Genomic DNA, 25729 nt, shown 5'->3' with positions numbered 1-25729 from the left:
AATGGCGATCTTCAAACGAGGAAGTGTCTATTATTTTGAATTCGTTTACGGCGGTCGGCGGTATTGCCGCAGCACTAAAACGAAGAATTTCCGGGCCGCTGGAGATATTGAAAACGCATTCCGCACGGCTCTTGCAAAGGGTGACGTTGGGATTGTGGAACGCAAGAAAATGCCAACCTTTCAGGAGTTCTCGAAAACCTTCATGGACGCTATCCGGGTGCGGTCTGCCGATAAACCCGCAACGGTCGGGTTTTACGCGGATCGGACGGTTCGCCTTTTGAAATATCGCCCATTGCGTGAGGCGCGCCTTGATGCGATTGATGAGGCACTCATTGAACGCTATGTAACCGCCCGCCGCGCCGTTGTCTCACCCGCATCATGCAATCGGGAGTTGGCGACGCTGCGACGCGCCCTGAGGCTCGCAGAGGATTGGAAGGTAATCGTCAAGGCCCGAGGGTGCGACTGCTGAAAGGGGAGCGCATACGGACGTTTGTGCTGACCCATGAGCAGGAGGCTCGGTATCTGGAGGCGTGCCCTCTCCTATTGCGAGATGTTGCGTCCGTCATGTTGGATACGGGCTTGAGGATTGGGGAGTTGTTGAATCTGCGCTGGGAAGACATTCGCTTTGAACCGACCGGCGCGGCAAAATTCGGCTCTCTCAAGATTCGGGAGGGCAAGAGTCAAAATGCGAAACGGAGTCTTTCTCTAACGGCAAGGGCGTCCGCTGTTCTATTCGCCCGCCGCAAGGTGTCCGAATCGCCCTTTGCGTTCCCTGGCAAGTCCCCGACCGTCCCCATTCTGGTCACTAGCCTGAATCATCTTCACAGTCGCGTCAGGGGGCCTCTGGTGGACGGCAAACGGCATCAGGCCTTCCCGGCAGAGTTCGTCCTTCACGGATTGCGCCATACGTTCCTGACGCGCCTGGGGGAGGCGGGGACGGACGCATTTACAATTATGAGGCTGGCGGGACACTCCAGCGTCACGGTGTCCCAACGGTACGTCCATCCAACACTCGATAGCTGCGAAACGGCTTTTGAGAGGTTGGAAGCTCTGAACGGTCGGGCAAATGCGAAGTTGGAAGGGAAACAGTCCCTACAATCCTCCCATCACCCCCATCAGAAAACGGCGTAAGTTGTTGATGGGCCTATAGCTCAATTGGTTAGAGCAGCGGACTCATAATCCGTTGGTTCAAGGTTCAAGTCCTTGTGGGCCCACCACTGCACCACACATCACCACATTTCGACCACAAATCAACCACAAATTACTCTAGGGCGCGCTGGTGGGAGGTGCGTCTTTACTGGGTTTTGGTGATTTCGCACCATGTTTTTTCGCGTTTGGCCCTTCGCGTGCATTTTACTTTTGGGCACTTTTATTTGGCTAGGCTAATCGATGTTGCGCTGCAGAATCATCGTCTGAAGGGCGGCGGTGGGGGTCTTGATGTCTTCTGTGAGGGTGGCTACGAAGTTGACTTCAAGGCGCTCTGTGGAGCCGGCAAAACGGCAGGAGTAGAGGTACGGCGAGGCTCCGGGGTTGCCGGGGATCTGGCGCCAGTCCTTGCAGCCGGGCAGCGCGGCTGCGAGGTGAGTGGGGTGATCGACTGCGAAGTAGTACTCGATGAAGCTGGGCGCGGCGGAGGCATCCTTGCCCTCTGGGATACCTAGCGAGATCTGAAGGATGGTGGGGGTGTCGGGCTTGACGCGGTAGTCGTCCATGCCCTTCTCTTCCACGATGCCGAGTCTGGGCGCGAGGGCGGCGACGGTGACGTCCTTCTGCATGAGTGCCTCGGCGACTTGCTGGATACTGACCATCCTGGTTTCTCCTGATGTTGCTTTTGCTGAGGGGGGCTGAGTTGAGGCGGTTGCAGACTGCGGCGGGCCAGGCTGGCGGCAGGCGGCGCAGAGGAGCGCCAGCGAGGCCAGCGCAGCGACGCGGCTAATGATGGAGGAGTGAGCCAACGCTGTTTCCCGCGTGCCAGGCATCTGCCTCCTCTGGGAGAGCTCGGTACTGATTGTAGTTTGCCGTGTCCGTGGCAGCGGCCGACTGGTAGGCAGCATAAGCTGCCTGCTTCTGCGCGAGGGTGCTGGCGGGGTTGGCGTTGACGGCGTTGTAGTTGGCAAGGGCGGCGTTGTAAGCGGTGCGGTTGGGTCCTAGGGCGGTAAGGACCGTATTACGGTGTGCGGCGCCGGTCCCATAAACGCTGTTGAACATCTGTCCTGCGCAGGCGGCCATGGGGTCATTCTTGGCAAGAGGATGGGCGGCGGCAGCGGTGGCCGTGGAACCGAGCATCTGGGTGGACTGTCGAATCTGAGCTGCGGTCTTGCCTTCGCCGGCTTCCTTGCGGCCGATGAGGTACCACTGCTCGGCGTGGCGGCTCTCATGGTAGAGGGTGTTTCCAAGATCTTCGGTCTGCTGATTGGTGAGGTCCGGCGAGTTCATGAGGGCCGGATTCATGTCCAGACGCCAGTTCTGAAAGTTCATCTGGCCGTTGGTGCCGGGGCCCATGGTGGGGTTGGGCGAGATGCCGACGGTGGGGACACCGCTTTTGGCCAACTGCTTGTTGACCATATCCTTCATGTGCTGCTGTCGCTGGGCCGGGGTGAGAGTCTTCCAGTCCTTCTGGAGTTGCTTCATGTCCTTGGCGAAGGCCTTCTCATTGGCTGAGGCGGCGAGTCCTTTGCCTATGCAGGGAGACTGGAGCTTATGATTTTTTGCGTTGTGGGCGTACTTGCTCTGATTGGCGGAGTTGGGGTCCAAACCGGCACCGGCGAGGCCGGCGACGATTCCCCCGATGCCGCCCGCGCCAGGCGAGGGCGAGCCGATCTCGCCGATCATGACGGTGGGCTCGCCCAGGATGATGACGCCGCCATGAGCGGTCATATCTCCCATGCGGGCGGCGGGAAGAAAGTTGATGAAGACGCCGGCGGAGCCTTTAACGATGATGTCAGGCGGTCCGACGCAGACGAGCATGTCCGTGACACGGGCGGCGGGCAGAAAACCGATGAGCACGGTGGGCGCAGCGGGCGGAAGGATGGGGCCGCCGACGTGAGGAACGATTCCCGTCACCATGGGACAGGTATGCATGTCGGTGACGCGGGCTGCTGGCGGCATATACGGCTCAATCTCCCCGGGGGCGGCTTTGCCAGATCATGTTACTTGGATTCTCTGGGGAGGTCATCCGAAACGCTTCCGCTCTGCAAAATTTACTGCGGAGAGAGAGGAGCGGCTTCGCGATTTGCCTTGTCCTGGGCTTTATCGGCTTTCTTCTGCTGCTTGGTGTTGAGGGCCTTGCGCTGGGCCTTGTCAGCCTTGGCCTGTGACTTGTTGGCCTTTTCCTGCTGCTTGAGATCAGACTTGGTGATCTTGGTGTCCTGGGTATTGGATGGGACGGGGGTCTGGGCGAGGCCGGTAAGGGCGAGGGACGCGAAGAGCAGGGCCGTGGCGGTGGCGTGAAGCTTCATTTTGATTCTCCTGAAAGGTTGGATGAGGATGACGGCGCGGTTGTCGCCTGATTTATGCTTCAGGCCATGGTCCCGGATGAAACGGGGCTGGGAGGTTGGGCATGTCAGGAACGAAAGCGAATGCGGGCGTGGAGCCGGCGAGGGTATTGGCGGACCTGCGGGAGTTGAAGGCGCTGACCGGCGACGAGCATGGCGCGCAGCGGGTGGCCTGGACGCCGGTGTGGCTGAAGGCGCGCAGCTGGTTCGAAGGCAAGCTGGATGAGATTGCGAAGACGGCTCCGCGGCTGGAACGGCGCTATGACGCGGCGGGAAACCTTTGGGCGACGCTGCCGGGCGAATCCGCGCAGGCGCTGCTGATGGGGGGGCATCTGGACTCTGTGCCGAACGGTGGTTGGCTGGATGGGTGCCTGGGCGTGTTGACGGCGCTGGAGGTGCTACGGGGGATGGCGGAGGTGTACGAAGGGCGGCCCCCGATGACGATCCGCGTGGTGGATTGGGCGGATGAGGAGGGCGCTCGGTTTGGGCGGAGTCTGTTTGGGTCTTCTGCGTTTGCGGGCGCGCACTCGATTGCGGCGGACCGGGGGCGGACGGACCGGGAGGGCATGACGCTGGAGGCGGCGCTGAAGGCGTGCGGCTATGACGTGGAGCGGATTGGCGAGGCGGCGGTGGAGCAGAAGGATGCGGCGGCCTATCTGGAGTTGCATATTGAGCAGGGGCCGGTGCTGGAAGGGCTGGGACTGCCGCTGGCGGTGGTGCTGGGGACCAAAGGTGTCGAACGCCATGCGATTACGTTCCATGGGCAGGAGGCGCACTCCGGCTCTACGCCAATGACCGTGCGGCGTGATGCGCTGGCCGCGGCGGCGAAGCTGGCACTGGAAATTCGGCCGATTGCCCGGAAGCGTTCTCATGATTCGGTCGCGACGATGGGGAGCGTGAAGACGTTTCCGGGCATCGTGACGGCGGTGGTGGGGCGGTGCGAGACGACACTGGATATGCGGGATCTGTATCCGGAGATTCTGGCCGGGATGTTCGCGGATGCCAGGGCGGCGAGCGAGCGGTTTGCCGCCGAGGAGGGTTGCACGGTGGAGTGGCAACGGATCTGGTCGATCGAGCCGATTCCATTTGACCCGAAGTTGATTGAGCTGGCGACGGAGGCAGTGAAGGAGGTGGCGGGCGCGGCTCCGCTACTGCCTTCAGGCCCGCTGCATGATGCGGCAGAGGTCTCGCGTGCGGGGATTCCGACGGTGATGGTGTTTGTGCAGTCTCTGAACGGGCTGAGCCATAACAGCGCGGAGGATACGAAGGAGGAGCACCTGGCGATGGCGGTGAAGGCGTTTGGCGGCCTGGCTGCGCGGACGCTGGCGGAGTTTGCCTAAGTTGTGTTCGGGCTGACTATTTGTGGATCTTGAGCCGATACAGCTTTGCTTTGGGGAGACGCTCCGGTCCGCGACCCAACTCAGACTCTGGGGGGACGCGCGAACTGGCAATGAACGATCCAAGAATCAGCGCGAAGTGGAACGAGATTACGAGCCAAAAGCCCAATAGGATTAAGGTCACCTTTATAACGTGCATAGGCGAGTTCGGGAGATCGTTTGACGAACTTCCGCTTTCCTCCAACTCTGTCTGATGAAAAACTTAGTTTAGAAGGGGGGCTCCCGTATAAAGCAGCTCGATTAAGAGAAATTGTGACTGTTCCTGTTTCGGAACTGTGTTCAGAACTTCCCCTGAGAAATTGGATGGTGCATAATCATCTTTCCCGAGTGACATTTTGTGTCTCAACAGGGTTACGGGCGCCTCCGCCCAGCCTTTACGAGTACGAGGAGAATAGATGGCCGAGACCTTTATTTCGCAGGCTGTGACCCCGGAGGAGACGGTTGCGCGGTTTGCCGACCTTCATCCTTCGTTCGACCGCCAGGCCGCGCTGGCTGAGGCGAACCGCTGTCTGTTCTGCTTCGACGCGCCCTGCATGACGGCTTGTCCCACCCACATCGACGTGCCGAAGTTCATCAAGAAGATTGCCAGCGAGAACCTGGGCGGCTCAGCGCGGACGATCCTGGATGCGAACGTGATGGGCGCAAGCTGCAGCCGCGCGTGCCCTGTTGAGGTCCTGTGCGAAGGTGCGTGCGTGATGCACCGGTACAACAAGCAGCCGATTGAGATTGCGCGGCTGCAGCGGTTCGCGATGGACGCGTTTCATGCGCCGGGGACGAACCTGCCTTTCACGCCCGCTGCCGACACAGGATTGAAGGTCGCGCTGATCGGCGCCGGCCCTGCTTCACTTGCGTGTGCCGCGGAGCTTCGGAAGCATGGCGTGGCCGCGACCATCTTCGACGCGAGAGCGCTGCCGGGCGGATTGAATACGTACGGAATCGCCGAGTACAAGCTGCCGCTGGCGGAGAGTCTGCGGGAGATCGATATGATTGCGCGGCTGGGGGTGGCGTTCGAGTTTGGCATGACGGTCGATGCTGCCGGGATGGCGGCTTTAGAAGCTGAGTACGACGCTGTGTTTCTGGGGATGGGGCTGGGGGCGATTCATCGGCTTGGGGTGAGCGGCGAAGAGCTTGAGGGCGTCACCAATGCGCTGGATCTGATCGAAGGATATAAGGACGGGTCGATCACGACGGTGCCGGCGAGCGTGGCGGTGGTGGGCGCGGGCAATACGGCGATCGATGCTGCGATTGCGGCGGTCAGGCTGGGCGCTGAAGAGGTTCACATGATCTATCGGCGTGGGCCGGAGCAGATGTCGGCATTCGACTTTGAGTACGAACACGCCAAGCAGGAGGGTGTGCAGTTTCTATGGCACATGGCCCCGGCGGGGATCGAAGGGGACGGCAAGGTGGAGGGACTTCGGTTGGCTCTGCTGGAGAACGCCGAGGATGGCTCCCTGGTGCCGAGACCGGGTGGGGAGTTTACGTTGCCGGTGGATATGGTCGTGCTGGCAATTGGGCAGGCAACGCATACGTCATTCCTGGCCGGTGGCAGTGTGAAGCTGGAGCGGGGACGCGTGCTGATTGAACGTACGACCGGGCAGACGACGAATCCGAAGTTCTTTGCGGGCGGTGATTGTACGAATGGCGGGCGTGAAGTCGTGGATGCCGTTGCGGATGGGAAGAGGGCTGGGATGGGGATCGTTGCAATGCTGAAGAGCAAGGAGGCCGCCGCTGCCAACGCTTGAATGTAACTTCGCCGGTATCAAATGCCTGAACCCCTTCTGGCTGGCCTCCGCGCCGCCGACCAACTGCGGCGAGCAGATCATGCGGGCGTTCGACGCGGGCTGGGGCGGGGCGGTGTGGAAGACCATCGGTGAGCCGATCACGAATGTGAGCTCGCGTTACTCATCCATCGATTGGGCGGGGCAGAGGATGATGGGGTTCAACAATATCGAACTCATCAGCGACCGCCCCATTGCGACGAACCTGCGCGAGATCAGCGAGGTCAAGCGGCGGTATCCGAAGCATGTCGTCATCGCATCGTTGATGGTCGAAAGCAAGCGCGAGGTGTGGCATGACATGGTCGCACAGGCCGAGGATGCCGGTGCCGACGGGCTGGAGCTGAACTTCGGCTGTCCGCATGGGATGAGCGAACGCGGTATGGGATCCGCAGTAGGGCAGGTGCCGGAGTATGCCGAGCAGATCACGTACTGGGTGAAGGAACGTGCGCGCACGCCGGTCATCGTGAAGCTGACGCCGAACATCTCCGACATCCGTATGCCCGCGCGTGCTGCCAAGCGCGGCGGCGCAGATGCGTTGAGCGCAATCAACACGATCAACTCCATCACCGGCATCGATCTGGATACGTTTGAGCCTCGTCCGATGGTGGATGGGAAGAGTTCACATGGCGGGTACTGCGGGCCGGCGGTGAAGCCGATTGCGCTGAACATGGTCCAGCAGATCATGGCGGACAAAGATGCGATGCTGCCGCTCTCGGGCATCGGCGGGATTGGGACTTGGAAGGATGCGGCGGAGTTCATCCTGCTGGGCTGCGGCAACGTGCAGGTCTGTACGGCGGCGATGCACTATGGATACCGGATCGTCGAAGACATGGCCGATGGGTTGCTGGAGTGGATGGCGGCAAAGGGCTTTGAGACGATCGAGGACTTCCGTGGACTTTCGCTTCCGAATGTCCGCGAGTGGAAGCAGCTTAACCTGAACTACCGCATCGTGGCGAAGATCCATGCGGACAAGTGCATCGGCTGCCAGCTTTGCTATACGGCCTGCTGGGATGGAGCGCACCAGTGCATTCATCTGGATCGTGCGGAGGGTGGGGCGGAGATGGTGCCTGCAGGGACCGATCCTCGCCACACCCATCATGAGGCGAATCCGCATGGCAAGCCTACGCCGGCGATGGTGCTGGGCCTCTCCGCCAAGACCATTACAACGACTCCAATTCCGAAGCTGGACCTGTCCGGCGCGGGCGTGAACTCATCTGTAACACCGATTGCACGTATTCCAAGAGTGGATGAGGATGAGTGCGTGGGCTGCAATTTATGCAGCCTGGTGTGCCCGGTGGAGGACTGCATCACGATGGAACGGGTGGAGACTGGGCTGCCGTTTCAGAGCTGGGAAGAACGGAGCGCCGCGGGACTTGCACCTGCGGGTGGAAGCGAGGTCGGCATTGCTGAAGGACACTAAAAAGCGAGCCATCCGCGCGAATGCCGTGCACGTTGGCGTCCCCACATCTTTCTGTCGACGGGGTTGGCGTATGATGCGAAGCGGATGGTGAACGGCCATGAGCGAGACGACGTTTCCTAGATTTAAACGCTACCGGGTCAAGCGCGGCGACACGCTGTGGAAGATCGCCAACCATGCGTATGGTCATGGGGATCTTTGGCCTGGAATCAGCTACGCGAACCATCTGAAGCGTGGCAAGCCGATTGCAATTGGCCTGGATCTGATCATCCCTCCCGCCGGCTCGGCACGGCACCGGGCGGCGAGCAAGCCTGAGAGTCAGCCGACAGCGTCAGTGACCCCGGTCACGAAGACTCTTACACCACCCCTGCCTCCGCCCCCCCCCTCGCCCATGCCGGTTCACGATCACGCGACGGAGAAGCTGAATGAAGCGACTCGGAGCGGCCCCTTTGAGCATGCGAGGCCGGTGTTGTTTCCGGCGTTCAAGTATGAGCTGGCCGGCGTTATCGCGCAGACCGAGACGCCGGTCGCGGAGCTGAAGCTGAGCCTGAAGGGTGAAGTGACGCTGCAGAAGGAAGGCGTCATCACGGGCGGATTGACGTTGACGAAAGAAGGAATGGAGTCCGAGTACAAGAAGGAAGCGGACGGAGTCTTCAAGGACCTGTTTACGAAGAGCACGGCGAGCGTCAAGGACGGCAAGGCGGAGGTCGCGCTGGCGGTAGGCTCGACGATACGGTCCGGGGATAAGGTACTGGCGACGACGGAGTTCGCGCTGGTGCCGCCGAACGGCTTCAAGTACACGTACCAGGGACAGAAGATCAAGGGCACCTACCACGGGTTCGAGTTTGAAGGTGTGGTGGGCTATGAGCTTGAGGTGAAGGTCAAGGGTGGGCTGCCGCCGGAGCCGAAGAAGTTTGAGATTCATGTGCCGGTGTGGACCAAGGTTCTGGGTATCGCGATGGTGATTGGAGCCGCCATCTGCTATCTTGCGGGCGGGGTGGTGGTGGTCGCTGATGCAGTGAAGGACTTTTTCACGGCAGGCGCGGGTCTGGTCGAGACACCACTCTCTTATGCGGCGGCGCTGGCGCTGTTCGCGTCAGGAGCCGCGATGTGGCATCACGGAAGCGCAAAGGTTTCAGGAAAAGAAGGGATTTAGCGGTTGAAGAGATTACCCATTCTGGTTGCGGTTGCGATCCTGCTGGAAGCCTGCTGCTTTTTTTTCGCAGCCCGCTTGATGACCGCCATGTATCTCAAGGGCCATGCCACATGGGGGCAGGCGATGACGGCCGGCAGCGGCGACTGGATCAAGGGTGGACTGCTGGTCGCGGCGGCGCTGCTGTACTGGCGCGTGGCGAAGGCTCGCCCATGGCTGGCGGTACTCTCTATGGCCGGGATGGTGTACGGGGTGTACGGGTTCCTGTCTATGCGCGGCATGGTGCAGTCCTGGAACGTCTTCAGCGGGGACCTGGTTGTAGTGGGGGCGATGAGTTTTGTTTTATTGATCGTGATTGGCGTGCTGGCTGTACTGGACTTTGCTGTGAATCGCCGCACGACCAGACGCTGATACAGGCGCGCGGCTCTGATGAAGGACGGTTGTCGTCATGGATGTGAAGGAGAGATGGCTTTGAGTGTACTGATTCAGCATGGGACCGTAGTCAACGCCGGCGGCAGCGTGAAGGCGGATGTACTGATCGAGGGCGAGCGGATCGTCGCGGTCGCGGCTGGGCTCGATCCGGCCGGGCATACGGTGGTGGATGCGACGGGGTTACTGGTGATGCCGGGTGGGATCGACGTCCATACGCATCTGGATATGCCGTTTGGCGGAACGACGTCCGCGGACGATTACTTTACCGGGACTCGCGCGGCAGCGGTGGGTGGGACCACGACGGTGTTCGACTTCGCGCTGCAGTCGCACGGGCATACGCTGGGCGATGCGCTGACGGTCTGGCGTGGGAAGGCTGCGGGAAAGGCGTGTATCGACTACGGGCTGCATATGGCGATCACGGACCTGAACCCGCATGGAGGCTCCGAGCACGAAACGCTGCGTGAGATGGACGCGATGGTGGCTGAAGGCATCACGACCTTCAAGCTGTTCATGGCGTATCCGAATGTGCTGATGATCGACGACGGGCTGATGTTCCGCGTCATGCAGCATGCGGCGGAGTTGAAGGCGCTGTGCCTGATCCACGCGGAGAATGGTGCGGCGATCGACGTGATCGTGGCGCAGGCGCTGGCCGAAGGCAAGACGGCCCCGCACTTCCATGCGCTGACCCGCAGCACACAGGCGGAGGCGGAGGCGACGCACCGTGCGATTGCCCTGGCGGAGATGGCCGGGGCTTCGGTGTATATCGTTCATCTGTCCAACACGGACAGCCTGCGGGAGCTGAAGGCGGCGCAGGCGCGTGGTCTGAAGGCGCTGGCGGAGACGTGTACGCAGTACCTGGTGCTCTCGCTCGAGGAGCAGATGCCGGGCAAGAGTTTCGACGAGGCGAAGTACGTGTTTACGCCGCCGCTGCGCTCGAAGACGAACCACGCGCCGTTGTGGGAGGCACTGGCGGATGGGTCTTTGAGTGTGGTTTCGACCGATCACTGTCCTTTCAGGTTTGAAGACCAGAAGGCGCTGGGCAAGGACGACTTTACGAAGATTCCCAACGGTGGGCCGGGGATCGAGAACCGCCTGCAACTGCTGTGGCACTACGGTGTGAACGCAGGCTTACTGACGCCGGAGCGCTTTGTGGAACTGACCTCGTCTGCGCCCGCAAAGATCTTCGGACTGCCGCAGAAGGGGCAGATCGCGGCAGGGTTCGATGCGGATGTGCTGCTGTGGAATCCGAACGCGGAGTACACGATCAGCGCGGCCACGCAGGCGATGAACACGGACTACAGCATGTTCGAAGGCTGGACCGTGAAGGGCAATGCCAGCAAGGTTTACTCGCGCGGCAAGCTGATTGTGGATGAGGGCCGCTTCGTAGGCGAAGCAGGATACGGGCGCTTCCTGCGGACCGAGGCGAACGCCGGAGGAATGGCTTGATCGCCGCTCCCACCACGCGTGGTTCCACTGAGATAAGCGATCCGGACCCGCGGCTTTATAACGCTGACCTTGCGCCGACAAGCGTCGAAGACCGCACCTGGGGCACGTACAACTACATTGCGTTGTGGTTCTCCATGTCGATGGAGGTCACGACGTACATGCTGGCGGCGGGGTTGATCGCAGGCGGCATGAACTGGTGGCAGGCGGTGCTGACGATCCTGCTGGGCAACCTCATCGTGCTGATTCCGATGCTGCTCAACGCGCACGCCGGAGCGAAGTATGGCATTCCCTTCCCTGTCATTGTGCGTGCGCCGTTTGGGCCTCGGGGCGCGAACGTTCCGGCGCTGCTGCGTGCGATCGTGGCGTGCGGTTGGTTCGGGATTCAGTGCTGGATCGGCGGCGGTGCCATTGCCGCCATGGTCGGCGTGCTGGCACCTTCCACTGCCGGCTCTCAGCCGATCCTGTGGGCTTGCTTCCTCGGCTTCTGGCTGCTGAACATGATCGTCGTCTATCGGGGCGTGGAATCCATCCGCCATCTGCAGAGCTTCTCAGCGCCGTTCATGGCGATCATGTCGCTCGCTCTGCTGGCTTTTCTGTATCACCGCGCCGGCGGGCTGGGGCCGATGCTGGCTGCGCCCTCGCAGTTCCATACGACACGCAGCTTTCTGGCCTTCTTTCTGCCGGCGCTGACGGGTATGGTGGGGTACTGGGCGACGCTCTCGCTGAACATCCCGGACTTCACGCGCTATGCCAAGTCGCAGGACGCGCAGATCTTCGGGCAGGCCTTTGGGCTACCAGTGGCGATGACGCTTTACGCGTCGCTGGGCATCGCCTGCACCTCCGCGTCGGCCGTCGTCTTCGGCCATCCCATCTGGTCGCCGGTTGAGCTGCTGGGCAAGTTTCATCAGCCGGTGGTGGCCTTCTTCGCGCTGATCGGCCTGTTGGTCGCGACGTTGAACGTGAACATCGGGGCCAACGTCGTCGGACCTTCCAACGACTTCGCCAACCTAGCCCCGAGCCGCATTTCGTTCCGCACCGGCGGCCTGATCACCGGCGTGCTGGGCCTCGCGATCATGCCTTGGAAGCTGATGAGTTCTTCCTCCAACTTCACAAGCTGGCTGGTGGGCTACTCCGGGCTCCTGGGCCCGGTGGCGGGCATCATGGTCGCAGACTATTTTCTGCTGCGGCATCGGCGGCTATCGCTGGATGATCTCTACCGCCGCAACGGGGCCTACGAGTACTCCAGCGGCATCAATCCGCGAGCGCTGATCGCACTGGTGGCGGGCGTTGCATTGGCGCTGGTGGGGCTCGTGGTGCCCGCGCTGCACTGGCTTTATAGCGGCGCGTGGTTCGTCGGTTTCTTTGTCTCGGCGGGCGTCTACCTTGCGCTGATGACCTCCGTTGGTGCAACCTCAACCTTGCAGCAGTCACTTGAGCTCGAAAGGCCGTAACCATGAGCACACCCGGCAGTACCCTCACCTCGCAGGAAGTCGTCGATATCGTCCGCACCACCAACTACGGCACCTGGCGCTTCCAGAAAAGCTGGAATCCGCTGCATATCGTCGATGCCAAGGACTGCACGATCACCGACGGCAACGGCAAGCAATATCTCGACTTCTCCTCGCAGCTCATGTGCTCGAACCTGGGGCACAAGAATCCTGCCGTCATCGCGAGCATCGCCGCACAGGCCGAGGAGCTTGCGTATGCGATGCCGGGCTATGCGACCACCTGCCGTGCAGAGCTCTCAAAGCTGCTGCTGGAGATCCTGCCGCCCTCGCTGAACAAGTTCTTCTTCACCACCTCCGGCACGGACGCGAACGAGGCCGCCTTCAAGATCGCCCGCATGTATACGGGCAAGACCAAGATCATCGCGCGCTACCGTAGCTATCACGGCTCGACCGCCGGCAGCATTGCCGCTACGGGCGATCCGCGCCGCTGGGCCATGGAGCCGCGCGGCAAGCAGCAGGGCGTGATCTTTGCGCCGGAGGTCAACTGCTATCGCTGTCCCATCAAGCACACGTATCCTGCCTGCGGGATCGCCTGCGCCGACTACCTGGAACACATGATCCGCAACGAGTCTGACGTAGCGGCCGTGCTGGTCGAGCCGATCGTCGGCACCAACGGCGTGCTCGTGCCGCCGGAGGAGTACATGCCGAAGCTCCGCAAGATCTGCGACGAGTACGGTGTGCTGCTGATTGCAGATGAGGTCATGACCGGCTGGGGGCGCACCGGCAAGTGGTTCGCCATGGAGCACTGGGGCGTGGTGCCGGATATCCTCACCACCGCCAAGGGCATCACCAGCGCGTACGTGCCGCTCGGGCTGTGCGCCACAAGCGAGAAGATCGGCGCGTTCTTCCAGGATCATTACTTCTCCCACGGCCACACCTATGAGGCGCATCCCATGACGCTCGCGCCTGCGGTCGCGACCATCAACGAGATGCGGCGGCTCAACCTTGTCGACCGCTCCGCGGAGCTTGCTCCGTACGTCGAAGCCAAGCTGCGGGAGTTGAAGGCGAAGCATCCCTCCGTGGGCGATGTCCGTGGCAAGGGTCTCTTCTGGGCCGTCGAACTGGTGAAGAATCAGACGACCAAGGAGCCCTTCAACACCTACTCGGACAAGGTGTCGGGCACGCCGCTGCTGGTCGATCAGATCGCCGGCAAATGCATGGCGGACGGCGTCATCATCCAGGCGTGGGTCTCGCACTTTGTCGTTGCGCCGCCGTTGATCGTGACCAGGGAAGAGATCGACCGCGGGATTGCAACGCTGGATAAACACCTGGCCCTTGCGGATGCGCTGGTTGAACCGGATCGTGCCCGGGAGGTGAGCTTCGACTTCAACCTGGTGACCTCGACGAGCGCGACCTCCGACAGCTAGACCAGACAGCTAGACAGAAACACACGGCAGCCTGCCGCTGGAATCTCCCCGATTCCGGCGGCGGCCCGGCTTTTCCCAATCTTCCCGCCCTCCGGGAAACCTGTGAAAACACACGTCTTTTGGCTTGCAACGAACAAAATTCGGCGTAGGATAATCGCGTCCCCAGAAAAACGAGCCTTTGCACGCTCAGCAGTATGGATGATTACCTTCAATTTCCAGGAGCATTTTGCTATGACCCGCACCCTTTCCCTCCTCACGGCCACCTGCCTCTCCGCCTTTGCCCTTGCCGCCTCCGGCCAGGCGCCCGCTGCCGGCCCCGCGGACGGCATCACCATGGAGATGATGCCCATCACCGCCGACCAGATCTCGCAGTGCCGGGGCCAGGCCACCTCACAGCTTGCGTCCGAGCAGGACACCCTGCATAAGCGCGAGCACGGCCAGGACAACGATAAGATGAAGCAGGGCGCGGTCACCGGCATCACCGGTGCGGCCACCAGCGCCATCTCCCGCAAGAGCGGCTACGGCTGGTGGGGCGGCAACAACAACGGCGCGCAGACTGCCGCAGCCACCGGTGCAACCCAGCGCACGGACCGTAACAGCGATAACGTAGCCAGCACCACGGCCATCGGCCAGCAGGTGGGCACGGACGCTTACTCGCAGTGCGTCGCCGGCATCAAGGGACCGGAGTACGTCCACTTCCGCCAGACCGGGCAGATCACGGCCTTCACGGGCTCGGCTCCTACGGCGGCACCTTCGCCGGCGATCGCCGCTGCTGCTCCTGTCGCTCCGCCTCCCATGGCCAAAGCTCCGGTCCAGGACACCGGTGACGGCAAGCACTTCATCCTGACGGCACCCGGTCAGACTGACGCGCGTGAGGTCACGCTCGTCACCGGCAGCAAGAACTCGTACATCGAAGAGACGACCGGCGACAAGTACATCGTGATGCCGGACGGCTCGGTGACGCGTATCGCCAAGCGTGCGGCGGCGAAGAAGTCGTAGCGTTGCGCTCTGCACTGACGGCTCACCTGGAGATGTTTTTTCGGGTGAGCCGTTTGTGCTTTCAAGCCGGAAGTATCGCTTGTTCCATCATCCCGGTACGGATACTCTCAGAGTTGTAAGCGAAAGGTCACTCATGAATCGCACGCTGCTCGCCCTTACCTCCGCCGCCGCCCTTGCCTTGCCCGCCTTGGCGCTGCCCGCTTCAGCCCAGCAGATGTCCATGCCGATGCCCGCGCCGCCGGTCACCACCGGTCCCGCCAGCGAGGTGCTGGCGACCTACAACCGCGTGAAGGATAACGTCATCAAGGCTGCGGAGAAGATGCCCGCCGCCGACTACGACTACAAGCCCACAGCCGATATCCGCACCTACGCGCGCGTCGTGAATCACGTCACCGAGGCGCAGTTCCACACCTGCACCACGCTGAACGGCGGCAAGTTCGATCCGGCGTCCGTTCCCACCGAAGCAGTTGGAAAAGACGCCATCGTCGCGGGCCTCAAAGCCTCGTTCGCCGAGTGCGACAAGGCCTACGGCGCACTGACCGATGCCAACATCTCCGAGATGCTGACGCAAGGCAAAGGCAAGCGCTCCCGCATCGGCATGGCCTGGGGCAATGTCTCGCATGACAACGAACAGTACGCGGAGCTATCCACCTACCTGCGGCTGAAGAACATCGCCCCACCGACGAGCGAGAAGTAATCTTCGTCACCGGCTCACTGAGGCGTTTGGGTCTCAGTGAGCCGAGGTCTTCTTCGCCGCGGCAGCATGTGCCGGAGCCGACTTGGTCTGCGCCACCGCTGCTTCGGTCGCACGCTGCAGGTTACCGGGATCGAAGTTGAGCGAGGCCGTGCCGGAGATCACCTGGTAGTGGTCCTTCGTGACCACCACAATCGTCGGGGTGTACTCGACGTTCAGCCTGCGGCCAAGGTCGTAGTCGGCCTTCACCTCAGCAGCCAGCTTGCCGCCCGGATCCATCACGAACGGCGGGTTCTGCCCGTGGGCCTTCAGCCATTTGTCCGTGTACGCATGCAGGTCCTCGCGGTTTGAGATCTGCATCTGCGAGGCGAAGACGTCGCTGCGGAACTGGTCCGCCAGCTTCGGATTGATCTTGTCCTGGATGTAGCGGGCAGCAACAGCGCCGTCGAAGGTCCAGATGTGCCCTTCAAGCGGAAAGTCATACCGCACCAGCGTCGCGCCGGTGCTCTTCTGCACCTCCTGCTCGTACGGATGAGCCTTGGCGCAGGCCGGGCAGCCCAGATCCTCAAACACGATGATCGCAACCTTGCTCCCGGCCGGTGGGCGCAGGATGGACGTATCGCGGAAGTTGTCACGCGGCGACTGCCCCGAAAACTGGGCGTGCATCAGTGGGGTTGATAGAGCTAAGGCAAACAGACCGGCAACAACACGCTTCCGCAGCAGCATTCATTTCTCCAGAACTTGCAAAGTTGAGCGTTAGCCGAGCGTCGGCATGGTCGTATCGACGCCTGCGCGAATGCCTGTGGGCCAGCGGCTCGTGATCGTCTTGATCCGCGTGTAAAAACGCACACCCTCAGGGCCATAGACGGAGTGATCGCCAAACAGTGAGCGTTTCCAGCCGCCGAAGCTATGAAACGCCATCGGCACCGGGATGGGCACGTTGATCCCAACCATGCCGCACTGCACGCGATTGGCGAAGTCCCGCGCCGTATCGCCGTCACGCGTAAAGATAGACGTGCCATTGCCGAACTCGTGCTCGTTGATCAGGCCCAGTGCCGTCTCGAAGTTGTTGGCCCGCACGATCCCCAGCACCGGCCCAAAGATCTCCTCGCGATAGATTTTCATCTCCGGCTTGACATGGTCGAACAGGCACGCGCCCAGGAAGAAGCCGTCACCCGCCGGCAGCGCCGTCTCACGTCCGTCCACCAGCAACTCCGCGCCTTCGCTCTGCCCCGTCGCCAGATAACCCGAGACCTTCTCCAGATGAACCTTCGTGACCAGCGGCCCAAGATCGACCGCGTGCCCAGGCTTGTCGTCCGCACCATCGCCAATCTTCAGGCTAGCAATCCGCGACTCCAGCTTTCCGATCAGCGCATCCGCCGTCTGCGCCCCCACCGTCACGGCAACCGAGATCGCCATGCAGCGCTCGCCGGCCGAGCCATACGCCGCACCCACCAGAGCGTCCGCAGCCTGGTCCAGATCCGCATCCGGCATCACGATCATGTGATTCTTCGCGCCGCCCAGCGCCTGCACTCGCTTGCCCGTCTTCGTGCCTTCGCGGTAGACGTACTCCGCAATCGGCGTGGACCCCACAAAGCTCACCGCCTGAATCTGCTTATGCTGCAGGATCGCGTCGACCGCAGACTTATCCCCATGAACGACGTTGAATACGCCATCCGGCAGTCCGGCCTCCTTCAGCATCTCCGCCAGCAGCAGCGAGACGCTGGGATCGCGCTCGCTCGGCTTCAGCACGAAGGTATTGCCGCACGCTATCGCAATGGGGAACATCCACATGGGCACCATGGCCGGGAAGTTGAACGGCGTAATCCCCGCCACGACCCCCAGCGGCTGCCGCATGCTCCAGCTATCGATCCCCGGCCCAACCTGCTCGGTGTACTCACCCTTGAGGAGCTGCGGGATGCCGGTGGCGAACTCGACGACCTCAAGCCCGCGCGTACACTCTCCGCGAGCGTCGGAGTTGACCTTGCCGTGCTCGCTGGTCAGCAACGCCGCGACCTCATCCAGACGCCGCTCGAAGATCTCCCGGAACCGGAACAAGACTCGCGCCCGCCGCAGCGGAGGCTGAGCCGACCACGACGGAAACGCAGCCACAGCAGCCTGCACAGCAGCATCGACCTCAGCATCGGTGGCCAGCGGCACATGCGCCTGCACGCGCCCGCTGGCCGGATTGTAGACATCGCCAAACCGGCCCGAAGTTCCTGCAACCGCCGTGCCGCCAATCCAGTGCGTCAGCTTCCGCACAGCCTGCTCCGCCTCAGCCGCACCGCTCACAGAAGAAACCAAAGTCGCCATCGCACCATCCCCCTTGAAGTACCGGAGTGCCAGTCTACTACCAGCGCCCTAGTATTCGAGCTGGTGGAACGCCGGCCAGGTCAGCGTACCGTCCTTGCGGACGTAGTACATGAAGAGCTTCTTGTTCTGGGTCTTGGCAGAGTTCACCCGCACGGCGACGATAATCCCGGAACCAAAGTTCCCCGTACCATCCGTCTTCGAGATGTCGACATGGTGCGAAATGATCGGACCATCCGCAGGACTGTCCTTTGTCCAGTCCTCGGTAAAGCGGTCGATGCCGTAATCCTTATGCTGATCCGGATGCTGCTTCCAGTCGGCGTCGTTGGTGTAGATCCCAAAGGCCTTGTCGTAGTTATTGGCCTCCAGCGCGTCGAAGAACGTGCTCACCCGATGCTCCGCCGGCAGGTTGGAGAAGAACCAGCCATGCCCCACCAGAAATCCGCCCACGCCGATGATGATGATCAAAGCCACCAGTAAGCCGCTACCGATGATCGTCGCCTTGATCGTGCGTTCTTTCCGCTCGTTATACGCCGGCGCGTTCAGCAAAGTCATTGTCGTCCACCGTCCTCTGAGTACTTAGACACCAGAAACCCTGAAAACGGCCACTTGGTGCAAGCAAGGATTTAGAACTGAAACCCAACCTCTTCATCCGAGACGAACGCAAACGCATCTCGCACCAACTCACACTCCACCGTTTGCCCCAGCAGATAGACCGAAACCACGTCGAACCGCAGCGCCAAATCCTTGCGATCCTCCCTCGGCAGCGTTCGCCGATACGCCCGCGCCATTCTCCGCAGCATCGCCTTCTTCTGCTCGTCGACACTGGCCTCCGCCGGCGCAAGGTCCCGTGCCGTGCGGGCCTTGACCTCAACAAAACAAAGCGTCTCCCCATCCCAGCCGATCAGGTCGAGATCCCCCCGCAGCTCCGGGCTACGCCACCGCCGCTCCACAAACTGGTATCCCAGCCGCCGCAGATAGAACATAGCCTCAAACTCACCCCGCTCGCCCACCGCCAGATGCCGCGCCACCTTGGGCCCTCGTCGCCGCCTCGCAGCCACCCCCTGCAGCCGCAACAGAGCCCAGCGCTGCACATCCAATCGCCAGTTCAGCAGCATCACCGTCCCCACGTGCGGTGAAAAAGCAACGCCGCACAGAAGACGTTAGCTTCGGCTGTTCGGCGCACATTACGCCAGTCTGCAAACGCATCTTGGGCAGTGTCAACGACGTTCAAAACATCGATTCGTGTATATGTGCGGGTCAGATCATAGTCCGCCGCATGACGCTGCTCTTGCAGATTGACAAAGGTTCCGGCGACGGACTGCAGGCGAAGAGAAAAGCCCTGTGGTCGAAGAGTCAGCAGCACGCTCGTTGGCTGAGCCGTGATTGATTTGCATGCTTGCTTCATATCACCGTGAACAAATGCACGCCCAATTTGCTGAGTCAGACCGTTCGGCGACCCCGGACTCAAGCGTTTCGCTGCATCCTGAACCAGCAGGTGAAACAAAGCATAGTAGGCAGTGGAAACCGAACGGCGCAAACTTGCCTGACGCGGGCGGCTCTCTCCCCAGTTGGCCAGGTCGCGCGCCTGAAGCAGAAGATCGTCCGCAAGCGCCAAGTCATTTACCTCGCGTCTTCAAAGCGAAAGAAAGGGAACTTGCCGAGACCGAGGTCCAGAATTGCCTTCCGAAGCGTTTTGGTCATCACCGTAAGCTCTCGGATGGACTTGGGTGAGGTCGGACGACGTTTCGAAACGCCGAAGTAAATCGTCAGCGACGGATCCCCCGTCCAGTCGTTCATCTGCTCGATCCGCTTGAACTTCACCCCGTCCGGCAGCGTCAACTCCGCAATCTTCTCCCGCACCAGGATTTCCTCGTCGAGTTGTGCCAGCGCCGTTCCCATGCCGACACTATACGCCTGCCGCCACCATTTTCAGCCCCCCGTTGCCTCTGCCCCCCACACTCTGAGATACTTAACCGTGCCAACCAAGCACAATCCAAAACACCAAATAAAGAGGTCGCGGACATGTCTGCAAAGTACATCTTTGTAACCGGCGGCGTCGTGTCTTCGCTCGGCAAGGGTCTCGCGGCAGCCTCCATCGGCTGCCTGCTTGAGGCGCGCGGCATCAAGGTCAACCTGATGAAGTTCGACCCCTACCTCAACGTCGATCCAGGCACCATGAGCCCCTTCCAGCACGGCGAGGTCTTCGTCACAGACGACGGCGCAGAGACCGACCTCGACCTGGGCCACTACGAACGCTTCACCCACGCCAAACTCACGCGTGACAATAACCTCACCACCGGCCGCATCTACGAGCAGATCATCACCAAGGAGCGTCGCGGCGACTATCTCGGAAAGACCGTGCAGGTCATCCCGCACGTCACCAACGAGATCAAGAACGCCATGCGCAAGGTCGCCGCGGACTGTGAGGTCGCGATCGTCGAGATCGGCGGAACCGTCGGCGATATCGAATCCCTCCCCTTCCTCGAAGCGATACGACAGATGAGGCAAGAGCTCGGCCGGGAGAATACCTGCTTCGCCCATATGACGTTGATCCCCTGGATCGCCGCCGCGCAGGAGCTCAAAACCAAGCCCACCCAGCACTCCGTCAAGGAGATGCTCTCCATCGGCATCCAGCCGGATATCCTCCTCTGCCGCTCAGACCGCGCCGTCCCCCGCGAGATGCGCTCCAAGATCGCAGCCTTCTGCAACGTGGAAGAGAAGGCCGTCATCATCGCACGCGACGTCCCCTCTATTTACGAAGTCCCGCTGAACCTGGCCGAGCAGAATGTCGACACGCTCGCCCTCAACTACCTCCGTATCGACTCCAAAGCCCCCGACCTCACCAAGTGGCAGGACATCGTCCAGCGCGCCTATAACCCGCAGGACGTCGTCAGCATCGCCATCGTGGGCAAGTATGTCGAGTACGAAGACTCCTACAAGTCCCTCAAGGAATCGCTCGTCCACGGCGCTCTCTCCCACAACCTCAAGCTGCAGGTCACCTGGATTGAGGCCGAGGGTCTCGAAGCCCACAACTACCCGGAGCAGCTCGCCGGCTTTGACGGCATTCTCGTCCCCGGCGGCTTCGGCAAACGCGGCATCGAAGGCATGCTGAATGCCATCCGCTACGCACGCGAGAACACAATCCCTTACTTCGGCATTTGTCTCGGCATGCAGACCGCATGCATCGAGTACGCCCGCAACGTCTGCGGCCTCACCGGCGCAAACTCCGGCGAGTTCGACCCCGCCACCCCCCACCGCATCATCTACAAACTGCGCGAACTCACCGGCGTGGAAGAGATGGGCGGCACCATGCGTCTGGGAGCGTGGGCCTGCGTGCTCGAGCCTGATTCGCTCGCCCACAAGGCCTACGGCACCTCAGAGATCTCGGAGCGCCACCGCCACCGTTACGAGTTCAACCGCGAGTACGAGGCTGTCCTCACCGGCGCCGGCCTGCGCCTCACCGGCACCACTCCGGACTCCACCTACGTTGAAATCGTGGAGATTCCGGGCCACCCGTTCTTCCTCGGCTGCCAGTTCCACCCGGAGTTCAAGTCCAAGCCGCTGGAGCCGCATCCGCTCTTCCGCGACTTCGTCGGAGCCAGCTACAAGCATCGCCAGGAAAACGCCACCAGCCTCATCCATGAAGGCCACACCCCGCACGAAGCAGTCCCCGCCGCCAAGGCCTAGCAACAACCGGGTGCGATCTTGCGACCGCTACAAGCGGAGCAGGAGCGCACCCGGAACGCTCTTTGCCAGAGCCTTATCGAAGGTCACCAGCTTCAGACCCGCAAGCTGCGCAAACGTCGCGAAGTAAGCATCGGCCCATAGTTTGTTCGAGGCTTCGTCGCGAAAGGTACGTTCGCGGAACTCCTGCTCGATACCTGCCGGTTCATCCATAAAGCGGTTGCGGCTGTCTTCGAGGAAGGAATCGTAGGTCATCCAAGCCTGTGCCTGAGTCAGCACGTCCCCACCCATCGCACCGCCGGTCGTCAACGTCCTTAGCAACCCAAGCTGCGAGATGCGACAAAAGTAGAGCGCACTCCGCGGCCCCACCGAGTCGATCCACTCAGACGCCACGCGATGATGCGTATGCCGCTCATGCGCCAGCGCCACCCACACATTCACATCAGGGAAATGGGATGTACTCGTAGACACCTTCCTCGCCGAGCTTCAACGCTCCCGGCTCCTTGGAAGAAAGCAGCGGATATCGTCCCTTGACCTTCGCAGAGACAGCTTCAGCCTTAGCCGGCGCACTCGCGACGCTGCGCAAAATAATCTGCTTCACCGAAGTCCCCTCCCGCGCAGCCCTGGCCTTCAACTCACGATAGATCGGGTCCGGAATATCGATCGTCGTCCTCATGCTCTCCAACCTACCATATTTATGGCAGCTGGCTCTACCGCAACTCCACCCTCCCCGCCGCCCCATTTGCCGGAACCGTCACCCCCCAGCGCCCATCCACCTGCGTCATCTTCAAGCCCTTGCCGTTGAATGTAGCCTCATTCTTCCCCGGAGTCCAACCCACAACCTCAACCCGATACTCCTTCCACCAGGGCTTCCACTTCCCTTCCTGCTTCGCCACCTCGAAGGTCAGCCCCCCATCCGCACCCACAGCGCAGCTAAACTTCACCCGCGCAAACTCCCCGCGTTTGAAATCGAAGCTATGCCCGTCATCCGCATACACCTCACCCGAGCAGCTCTCGCCCGGCGTATTCAGCCCCGCAGCCAGCGGATAGACCCTCAATGTCAGCGGCCCATTCGGAACCTCGGCGGTGTTCTGCGTCAGCGGCGCAATCGGCAGAATCGTCCCCCCGCGCACATACACCGGCAGCTCTTCGAGCTTCGGCGTCACCAGCAGCGGCTTCTGTGCGATCACCTTATCCCGCTGCTCCAGATCCAACGTCCCCACAGCCCCCGCCCTGGTCGTCTGCTCGCCCGTCCAGTAGTCGTACCAGGTCCCCGGCGGCAGATGAATCGTATACGGCGCAACCTCCTCGGGCGAGGGATTCGGCGCAACCAGCAGCCTTTCCCCCACCATGAACTCCCCACCACCCGTCGTCAGATCGTACGGACTCCCATCCGCCGTCGCCCGCGGAAACTCCAGAAACAGCGGTCGATTGAACGGCACGCCATCCCGGCTCGTCTCCTCCGCCACCGTATACAGGTACGGCATCAGCTTATAACGCTCCTCGATGAACCGCCGCCGGATCGCCTCCTGCTCCGGCCCATCCACCCACACCTCATGCATCCGAGTCCCCTTCGCCGAGTGGTCCCGGTCGATCGGCTGAAACGCCGAGATCTCCAACCACTTCGTCAGCAGATCAGCCGGCGGCGACCCCGCAAATCCGCCCACATCCGCCCCGGCCAGAGAAAACCCACTCAGCCCCAGGTTCACCAGTTGCGGCACCGTCATCCGCAGATGGTTCCACGTCGCACTGTTGTCTCCCGTCCAGGTCGTGGCATACCTTTGCCCCCCTGCATAGCTCGCACGCGTCATCACAAACGGACGCTCATTCGGCCGCAGCGCAAGCTGCCCCTCAAACGTCGCACGCGAGTTCTCCATCCCATACACGTTATGGATCTCCAGGTGCGTCGCCGTCCTCGGCTTGAAGCCCGGCTCGTCAATCCGGTGCTGCACCGTATCCGGCATCGTCTTTCCCGGCCCGTCGAACACCGCCGGCTCGTTCATATCGTTCCAGAAACCCGCCACCCCATCCGCCACAAATCCCTTATACAGCGTGCCCCACCACTGCCGAGTCTGCTTCCGCGTGAAATCCGGAAACACCGCCGGCCCCGGCCAAACCACCCCCACATACGTCGACCCGTCCGGATTCTTCACAAAGTGGTCGCCCGCCGTGCCCGACTCATACGGCGCATACCCCACCCCCGCCTGCTTCGCCACATGCAGGTCCGTAATCACCACCAGCTTGAACCTCTCGTCCGCCAGATCCTTGACCATGCCTTTGAAGTTCGGATAGCCCTGCTCATCCACGGTGAACGGCCAGTTCTTGTGCTGGAAGTCGATGTCCAGCCAAAGCACATCGCTCGGAATCCTGTCCTTCCTCAGCCTGTCCGCCACCTCCCGCAACTGGCTCTCCGGAAAGTATGAGTACCGCGACTGCTGAAAGCCCAGCGCCCACATCGGCGGCAGCGGCGTCGGCCCCGTCAGCCACGCCCACGTCTTCACCACCTCCTTCGCCTCAGGCCCATACATCAGGTAGTAGTCCAGCGGCCCGTCGAGAGACCCAAACGTATACCGTTTCTCATCCGCGCGGCCAAAGTCGAAGCTCGTCCGCCACGTATTGTCCAGGAACACCCCCAGCGTGCGCCCCTTGTTCACATCCATGAAGAACGGCACACTCTTGTAGATCGGATCGGTCGATTCCTGCCACCCAAACGAGTCCGTGTTCCACATCGTGAACGCCTGTCCCCCACGGTCTAAAGGCCCCGGCTTATCTCCCAGCCCAAAGAAATGATCGTCGAACCCCCGCTGCTTGCTCACCGTAAACCGGTTCCCCTCCCAGGCCACCGGAGCCGCATCCTTCTGCAGCACGTTGCCTTGCAGATCGCTAACGGTCAGCATCAACCGCTCATCCACACTGATCCGCAGGTCCTTGGTCGCAAAGCCCTTCGCCTCCGCCGTCACGGGCACCTTCCCATGCCCGATCACCGCCCACGAAGCATCCTCCGGTCTCGCATCCCCCTTCCACATCCGCACCCGAATCACATCGTCGCGCAGCGCATTGACCTGCAGCCTAACCCCACCCGCCCGCGCCAAAAGCCCAGAAGCATCCGGCGTAATGTCCTGCCCCGCTGCCCCCACAACCAGCAAGCCAGCCAAACCAAACCCACAAAACACACTCTGCAAAACCTTAGCTTTAGACATGATTCCTCGCGGATCAAGTCTAAACTGTCAATAGAAGTGCGGATAAGAGAACTCAGAATGGCGTTGACCAGAGACTTTCGAGAGACGATCCGCGAACGCGCACAAAGCGAACCGGCGTTTCGCCAGGCATTGCTGCGTGAAGGTTTGCAACTCATCTATGACGGCGATCTTGCCACCGGGCGCAGCATCCTCCGCAACTACATCAATGCCACCGTCGGCTTCACCGAACTATCAAAAATGACTCAAATCTCGTCCCCAAGCCTGCAACGCATGTTTGGTCCAAACGGCAATCCTACTGTTGAAAATTTGTTTGGCGTCATCGGCCATCTCCAACGCCATGAACGCGTCAGCGTCGAACTACAAATGCACACCTACTGATCGCGCATTGAGACCGTTCGGGAGAAAAAGTGGCTGAACTAAACCTAAAAGAAGGTAAGCACTTTGAGGCGAGACAAAAGCCATTTGCTGAGTTTGAGCTGTCTTCCGCCGACGAGTGCATCGCGCGCCTTGTTTATGCACCCAGCCCAAAGGTGGAGGAGCTTGGTGGCTGCTCCTTCCGATGCAGATACGGATCGAGCATCTGGGAACTGCAGTTCTTTCGAACATCCGTTCTCGGGAGAGAGTCATACCGAGTGCTATGCGAAGGGCAACTTGTCGCAAGCACTGGTACTTGGAAATCGTTTCAACCCACTGAGATTAAATATGCTGATGGTTCCATCTGGCTGGGCCGTCGGCGTATGTTGTTCGGAACCTTTGTTGATGATCTCGCTGGGCAGAGGATCGCTCACAGTTGGCCAAGACCGGGTCTTCTTTTGGCAGGAGGCAACATTTGGATAGATTCCCTTGA

General features: G+C 61.2%; 26 protein-coding genes and 1 tRNA gene. 15 read left to right on the top strand and 12 right to left on the bottom strand.

Features of this window, described 5'->3' with window-relative positions; genetic code table 11:
- The first annotated feature begins 1 nt into the window (after nucleotide 1).
- The 3 genes from ACIX9_RS25525 to ACIX9_RS01330 all read left to right on the top strand — a co-directional run bounded on the left by ACIX9_RS25525 (nucleotide 2) and on the right by ACIX9_RS01330 (nucleotide 1217).
- Nucleotides 2-469, top strand: coding sequence for a hypothetical protein (locus tag ACIX9_RS25525; RefSeq protein ID WP_041596877.1), 468 nt, complete (start codon nucleotides 2-4; stop codon nucleotides 467-469).
- Nucleotides 379-1131 carry a tyrosine-type recombinase/integrase gene (locus tag ACIX9_RS27605; protein ID WP_083808359.1) on the top strand — a complete coding sequence of 251 codons (753 nt, stop codon included), beginning with the start codon at nucleotides 379-381 and terminating at the stop codon, nucleotides 1129-1131. The genes ACIX9_RS25525 and ACIX9_RS27605 overlap by 91 nt, the downstream gene beginning before the upstream one ends.
- Before the next feature lie 9 nt (nucleotides 1132-1140).
- A tRNA-Ile gene (locus tag ACIX9_RS01330) sits at nucleotides 1141-1217 on the top strand.
- Nucleotides 1218-1382: 165 nt separating this feature from the next.
- On the opposite strand, the gene ACIX9_RS01325 is transcribed toward ACIX9_RS01330, so the two are convergent.
- The 3 genes from ACIX9_RS01325 to ACIX9_RS01315 all read right to left on the bottom strand — a co-directional run bounded on the left by ACIX9_RS01325 (nucleotide 1383) and on the right by ACIX9_RS01315 (nucleotide 3458).
- Nucleotides 1383-1808, bottom strand: a complete 426-nt coding sequence (locus ACIX9_RS01325) for a hypothetical protein (protein ID WP_013578671.1) — start codon at nucleotides 1806-1808, stop codon at nucleotides 1383-1385.
- Nucleotides 1809-1932: 124 nt separating this feature from the next.
- Entirely contained in the window at nucleotides 1933-3108 is a 1176-nt protein-coding gene (locus ACIX9_RS25355; protein ID WP_013578670.1) for a PAAR domain-containing protein, read from the bottom strand.
- A 92-nt stretch (nucleotides 3109-3200) separates the two neighbouring features.
- Entirely contained in the window at nucleotides 3201-3458 is a 258-nt protein-coding gene (locus ACIX9_RS01315; protein WP_013578669.1) for a surface exclusion protein PrgA, read from the bottom strand.
- 101 nt (nucleotides 3459-3559) lie between these two features.
- Between ACIX9_RS01315 and ACIX9_RS01310 the strand changes: the two genes are divergently transcribed.
- The 10 genes from ACIX9_RS01310 to ACIX9_RS01260 all read left to right on the top strand — a co-directional run bounded on the left by ACIX9_RS01310 (nucleotide 3560) and on the right by ACIX9_RS01260 (nucleotide 15688).
- Complete coding sequence (locus ACIX9_RS01310; RefSeq protein WP_013578668.1) at nucleotides 3560-4834, top strand: Zn-dependent hydrolase; 1275 nt, start codon at nucleotides 3560-3562, stop codon at nucleotides 4832-4834.
- A 452-nt stretch (nucleotides 4835-5286) separates the two neighbouring features.
- Nucleotides 5287-6633, top strand: a complete 1347-nt coding sequence (locus ACIX9_RS01300) for an NAD(P)-dependent oxidoreductase (protein WP_013578666.1) — start codon at nucleotides 5287-5289, stop codon at nucleotides 6631-6633.
- A complete protein-coding gene (preA, locus tag ACIX9_RS01295; protein WP_013578665.1) occupies nucleotides 6620-8089 on the top strand; it encodes an NAD-dependent dihydropyrimidine dehydrogenase subunit PreA in 1470 nt (489 codons plus the stop codon). Before ACIX9_RS01300 ends, preA begins: the two co-directional genes overlap by 14 nt.
- A 97-nt stretch (nucleotides 8090-8186) precedes the next feature.
- Nucleotides 8187-9242 carry a LysM peptidoglycan-binding domain-containing protein gene (locus ACIX9_RS01290; protein ID WP_013578664.1) on the top strand — a complete coding sequence of 352 codons (1056 nt, stop codon included), beginning with the start codon at nucleotides 8187-8189 and terminating at the stop codon, nucleotides 9240-9242.
- A 3-nt stretch (nucleotides 9243-9245) separates the two neighbouring features.
- Nucleotides 9246-9650, top strand: coding sequence for a hypothetical protein (locus tag ACIX9_RS01285; RefSeq protein WP_013578663.1), 405 nt, complete (start codon nucleotides 9246-9248; stop codon nucleotides 9648-9650).
- Between the two features lie 54 nt (nucleotides 9651-9704).
- Nucleotides 9705-11117: a dihydropyrimidinase gene (hydA, locus tag ACIX9_RS01280; protein ID WP_041596875.1), complete on the top strand. Its 1413-nt coding sequence runs from the start codon at nucleotides 9705-9707 to the stop codon at nucleotides 11115-11117.
- Nucleotides 11114-12568, top strand: a complete 1455-nt coding sequence (locus ACIX9_RS01275) for an NCS1 family nucleobase:cation symporter-1 (RefSeq protein WP_013578661.1) — start codon at nucleotides 11114-11116, stop codon at nucleotides 12566-12568. Before hydA ends, ACIX9_RS01275 begins: the two co-directional genes overlap by 4 nt.
- Nucleotides 12569-12570: 2 nt before the next feature.
- The gene (locus ACIX9_RS01270) at nucleotides 12571-13992 is read left to right on the top strand and encodes an aminotransferase family protein (protein WP_013578660.1); all 1422 of its coding nucleotides are present in this window, start codon (nucleotides 12571-12573) and stop codon (nucleotides 13990-13992) included.
- Nucleotides 13993-14223: 231 nt separating this feature from the next.
- The gene (locus ACIX9_RS01265; RefSeq protein WP_013578659.1) at nucleotides 14224-14991 is read left to right on the top strand and encodes a hypothetical protein; all 768 of its coding nucleotides are present in this window, start codon (nucleotides 14224-14226) and stop codon (nucleotides 14989-14991) included.
- Nucleotides 14992-15124: 133 nt separating this feature from the next.
- Nucleotides 15125-15688 carry a DinB family protein gene (locus tag ACIX9_RS01260; protein ID WP_013578658.1) on the top strand — a complete coding sequence of 188 codons (564 nt, stop codon included), beginning with the start codon at nucleotides 15125-15127 and terminating at the stop codon, nucleotides 15686-15688.
- A 33-nt stretch (nucleotides 15689-15721) separates the two neighbouring features.
- Here the strand turns inward: ACIX9_RS01260 and ACIX9_RS01255 are convergent, their stop codons facing one another.
- The 6 genes from ACIX9_RS01255 to ACIX9_RS01230 all read right to left on the bottom strand — a co-directional run bounded on the left by ACIX9_RS01255 (nucleotide 15722) and on the right by ACIX9_RS01230 (nucleotide 19897).
- Entirely contained in the window at nucleotides 15722-16351 is a 630-nt protein-coding gene (locus ACIX9_RS01255; protein WP_232298765.1) for a DsbA family protein, read from the bottom strand.
- 90 nt (nucleotides 16352-16441) lie between these two features.
- On the bottom strand, nucleotides 16442-17998 hold the full coding sequence (locus ACIX9_RS01250) for a CoA-acylating methylmalonate-semialdehyde dehydrogenase (protein ID WP_013578656.1): 1557 nt from the start codon (nucleotides 17996-17998) through the stop codon (nucleotides 16442-16444).
- 48 nt (nucleotides 17999-18046) lie between these two features.
- The gene (locus ACIX9_RS01245; protein WP_013578655.1) at nucleotides 18047-18550 is read right to left on the bottom strand and encodes a hypothetical protein; all 504 of its coding nucleotides are present in this window, start codon (nucleotides 18548-18550) and stop codon (nucleotides 18047-18049) included.
- Nucleotides 18551-18621: 71 nt separating this feature from the next.
- Nucleotides 18622-19113 carry a YraN family protein gene (locus ACIX9_RS01240; protein WP_013578654.1) on the bottom strand — a complete coding sequence of 164 codons (492 nt, stop codon included), beginning with the start codon at nucleotides 19111-19113 and terminating at the stop codon, nucleotides 18622-18624.
- Nucleotides 19113-19613: a hypothetical protein gene (locus ACIX9_RS01235; RefSeq protein WP_013578653.1), complete on the bottom strand. Its 501-nt coding sequence runs from the start codon at nucleotides 19611-19613 to the stop codon at nucleotides 19113-19115. The genes ACIX9_RS01240 and ACIX9_RS01235 overlap by 1 nt, the downstream gene beginning before the upstream one ends.
- A gap of 5 nt (nucleotides 19614-19618) precedes the next feature.
- The gene (locus ACIX9_RS01230; RefSeq protein ID WP_013578652.1) at nucleotides 19619-19897 is read right to left on the bottom strand and encodes a hypothetical protein; all 279 of its coding nucleotides are present in this window, start codon (nucleotides 19895-19897) and stop codon (nucleotides 19619-19621) included.
- A 123-nt stretch (nucleotides 19898-20020) separates the two neighbouring features.
- On the opposite strand from ACIX9_RS01230, the gene ACIX9_RS01225 reads away from it, so the two are divergent.
- Nucleotides 20021-21685 (top strand): CTP synthase, encoded by a 1665-nt coding sequence (locus ACIX9_RS01225; protein WP_013578651.1) that lies wholly within the window; start codon nucleotides 20021-20023, stop codon nucleotides 21683-21685.
- Nucleotides 21686-21712: 27 nt separating this feature from the next.
- Here the strand turns inward: ACIX9_RS01225 and ACIX9_RS01220 are convergent, their stop codons facing one another.
- The 3 genes from ACIX9_RS01220 to ACIX9_RS01210 are packed head-to-tail and all read right to left on the bottom strand — an operon-like array spanning nucleotide 21713 to nucleotide 24882.
- Nucleotides 21713-22123: a TA system VapC family ribonuclease toxin gene (locus ACIX9_RS01220; protein ID WP_049789182.1), complete on the bottom strand. Its 411-nt coding sequence runs from the start codon at nucleotides 22121-22123 to the stop codon at nucleotides 21713-21715.
- A 1-nt stretch (nucleotide 22124) separates the two neighbouring features.
- On the bottom strand, nucleotides 22125-22358 hold the full coding sequence (locus ACIX9_RS01215; RefSeq protein WP_013578649.1) for a hypothetical protein: 234 nt from the start codon (nucleotides 22356-22358) through the stop codon (nucleotides 22125-22127).
- A gap of 34 nt (nucleotides 22359-22392) precedes the next feature.
- Nucleotides 22393-24882 carry a glycoside hydrolase family 31 protein gene (locus ACIX9_RS01210; protein ID WP_013578648.1) on the bottom strand — a complete coding sequence of 830 codons (2490 nt, stop codon included), beginning with the start codon at nucleotides 24880-24882 and terminating at the stop codon, nucleotides 22393-22395.
- Between the two features lie 57 nt (nucleotides 24883-24939).
- Between ACIX9_RS01210 and ACIX9_RS01205 the strand changes: the two genes are divergently transcribed.
- Nucleotides 24940-25260 carry a helix-turn-helix domain-containing protein gene (locus ACIX9_RS01205; RefSeq protein WP_013578647.1) on the top strand — a complete coding sequence of 107 codons (321 nt, stop codon included), beginning with the start codon at nucleotides 24940-24942 and terminating at the stop codon, nucleotides 25258-25260.
- The last annotated feature ends 469 nt before the right edge of the window (nucleotides 25261-25729 follow it).

The organism is Granulicella tundricola MP5ACTX9 (genome assembly GCF_000178975.2).
GTDB classification, from domain to species: Bacteria; Acidobacteriota; Terriglobia; order Terriglobales; family Acidobacteriaceae; genus Edaphobacter; species Edaphobacter tundricola.
The sequence above is the reverse complement of the archived record's forward strand: the minus strand, read 5'-3'. Positions and strand labels throughout refer to the sequence as shown.

Coding starts and splice junctions, on each gene's coding strand:
- ACIX9_RS25525 (WP_041596877.1), top strand. CDS start 2: ATGGCGATCTTCAAACGAGGAAGTGTCTATTATTTTGAATTCGTTTAC.
- ACIX9_RS27605 (WP_083808359.1), top strand. CDS start 379: ATGCAATCGGGAGTTGGCGACGCTGCGACGCGCCCTGAGGCTCGCAGA.
- ACIX9_RS01325 (WP_013578671.1), bottom strand. CDS start 1,808: ATGGTCAGTATCCAGCAAGTCGCCGAGGCACTCATGCAGAAGGACGTC.
- ACIX9_RS25355 (WP_013578670.1), bottom strand. CDS start 3,108: ATGCCGCCAGCAGCCCGCGTCACCGACATGCATACCTGTCCCATGGTG.
- ACIX9_RS01315 (WP_013578669.1), bottom strand. CDS start 3,458: ATGAAGCTTCACGCCACCGCCACGGCCCTGCTCTTCGCGTCCCTCGCC.
- ACIX9_RS01310 (WP_013578668.1), top strand. CDS start 3,560: ATGTCAGGAACGAAAGCGAATGCGGGCGTGGAGCCGGCGAGGGTATTG.
- ACIX9_RS01300 (WP_013578666.1), top strand. CDS start 5,287: ATGGCCGAGACCTTTATTTCGCAGGCTGTGACCCCGGAGGAGACGGTT.
- ACIX9_RS01290 (WP_013578664.1), top strand. CDS start 8,187: ATGAGCGAGACGACGTTTCCTAGATTTAAACGCTACCGGGTCAAGCGC.
- hydA (WP_041596875.1), top strand. CDS start 9,705: ATGGCTTTGAGTGTACTGATTCAGCATGGGACCGTAGTCAACGCCGGC.
- ACIX9_RS01270 (WP_013578660.1), top strand. CDS start 12,571: ATGAGCACACCCGGCAGTACCCTCACCTCGCAGGAAGTCGTCGATATC.
- ACIX9_RS01265 (WP_013578659.1), top strand. CDS start 14,224: ATGACCCGCACCCTTTCCCTCCTCACGGCCACCTGCCTCTCCGCCTTT.
- ACIX9_RS01260 (WP_013578658.1), top strand. CDS start 15,125: ATGAATCGCACGCTGCTCGCCCTTACCTCCGCCGCCGCCCTTGCCTTG.
- ACIX9_RS01255 (WP_232298765.1), bottom strand. CDS start 16,351: ATGCACGCCCAGTTTTCGGGGCAGTCGCCGCGTGACAACTTCCGCGAT.
- ACIX9_RS01250 (WP_013578656.1), bottom strand. CDS start 17,998: ATGGCGACTTTGGTTTCTTCTGTGAGCGGTGCGGCTGAGGCGGAGCAG.
- ACIX9_RS01245 (WP_013578655.1), bottom strand. CDS start 18,550: ATGACTTTGCTGAACGCGCCGGCGTATAACGAGCGGAAAGAACGCACG.
- ACIX9_RS01240 (WP_013578654.1), bottom strand. CDS start 19,113: ATGCTGCTGAACTGGCGATTGGATGTGCAGCGCTGGGCTCTGTTGCGG.
- ACIX9_RS01230 (WP_013578652.1), bottom strand. CDS start 19,897: ATGGGAACGGCGCTGGCACAACTCGACGAGGAAATCCTGGTGCGGGAG.
- ACIX9_RS01225 (WP_013578651.1), top strand. CDS start 20,021: ATGTCTGCAAAGTACATCTTTGTAACCGGCGGCGTCGTGTCTTCGCTC.
- ACIX9_RS01215 (WP_013578649.1), bottom strand. CDS start 22,358: ATGAGGACGACGATCGATATTCCGGACCCGATCTATCGTGAGTTGAAG.
- ACIX9_RS01210 (WP_013578648.1), bottom strand. CDS start 24,882: ATGTCTAAAGCTAAGGTTTTGCAGAGTGTGTTTTGTGGGTTTGGTTTG.
- ACIX9_RS01205 (WP_013578647.1), top strand. CDS start 24,940: ATGGCGTTGACCAGAGACTTTCGAGAGACGATCCGCGAACGCGCACAA.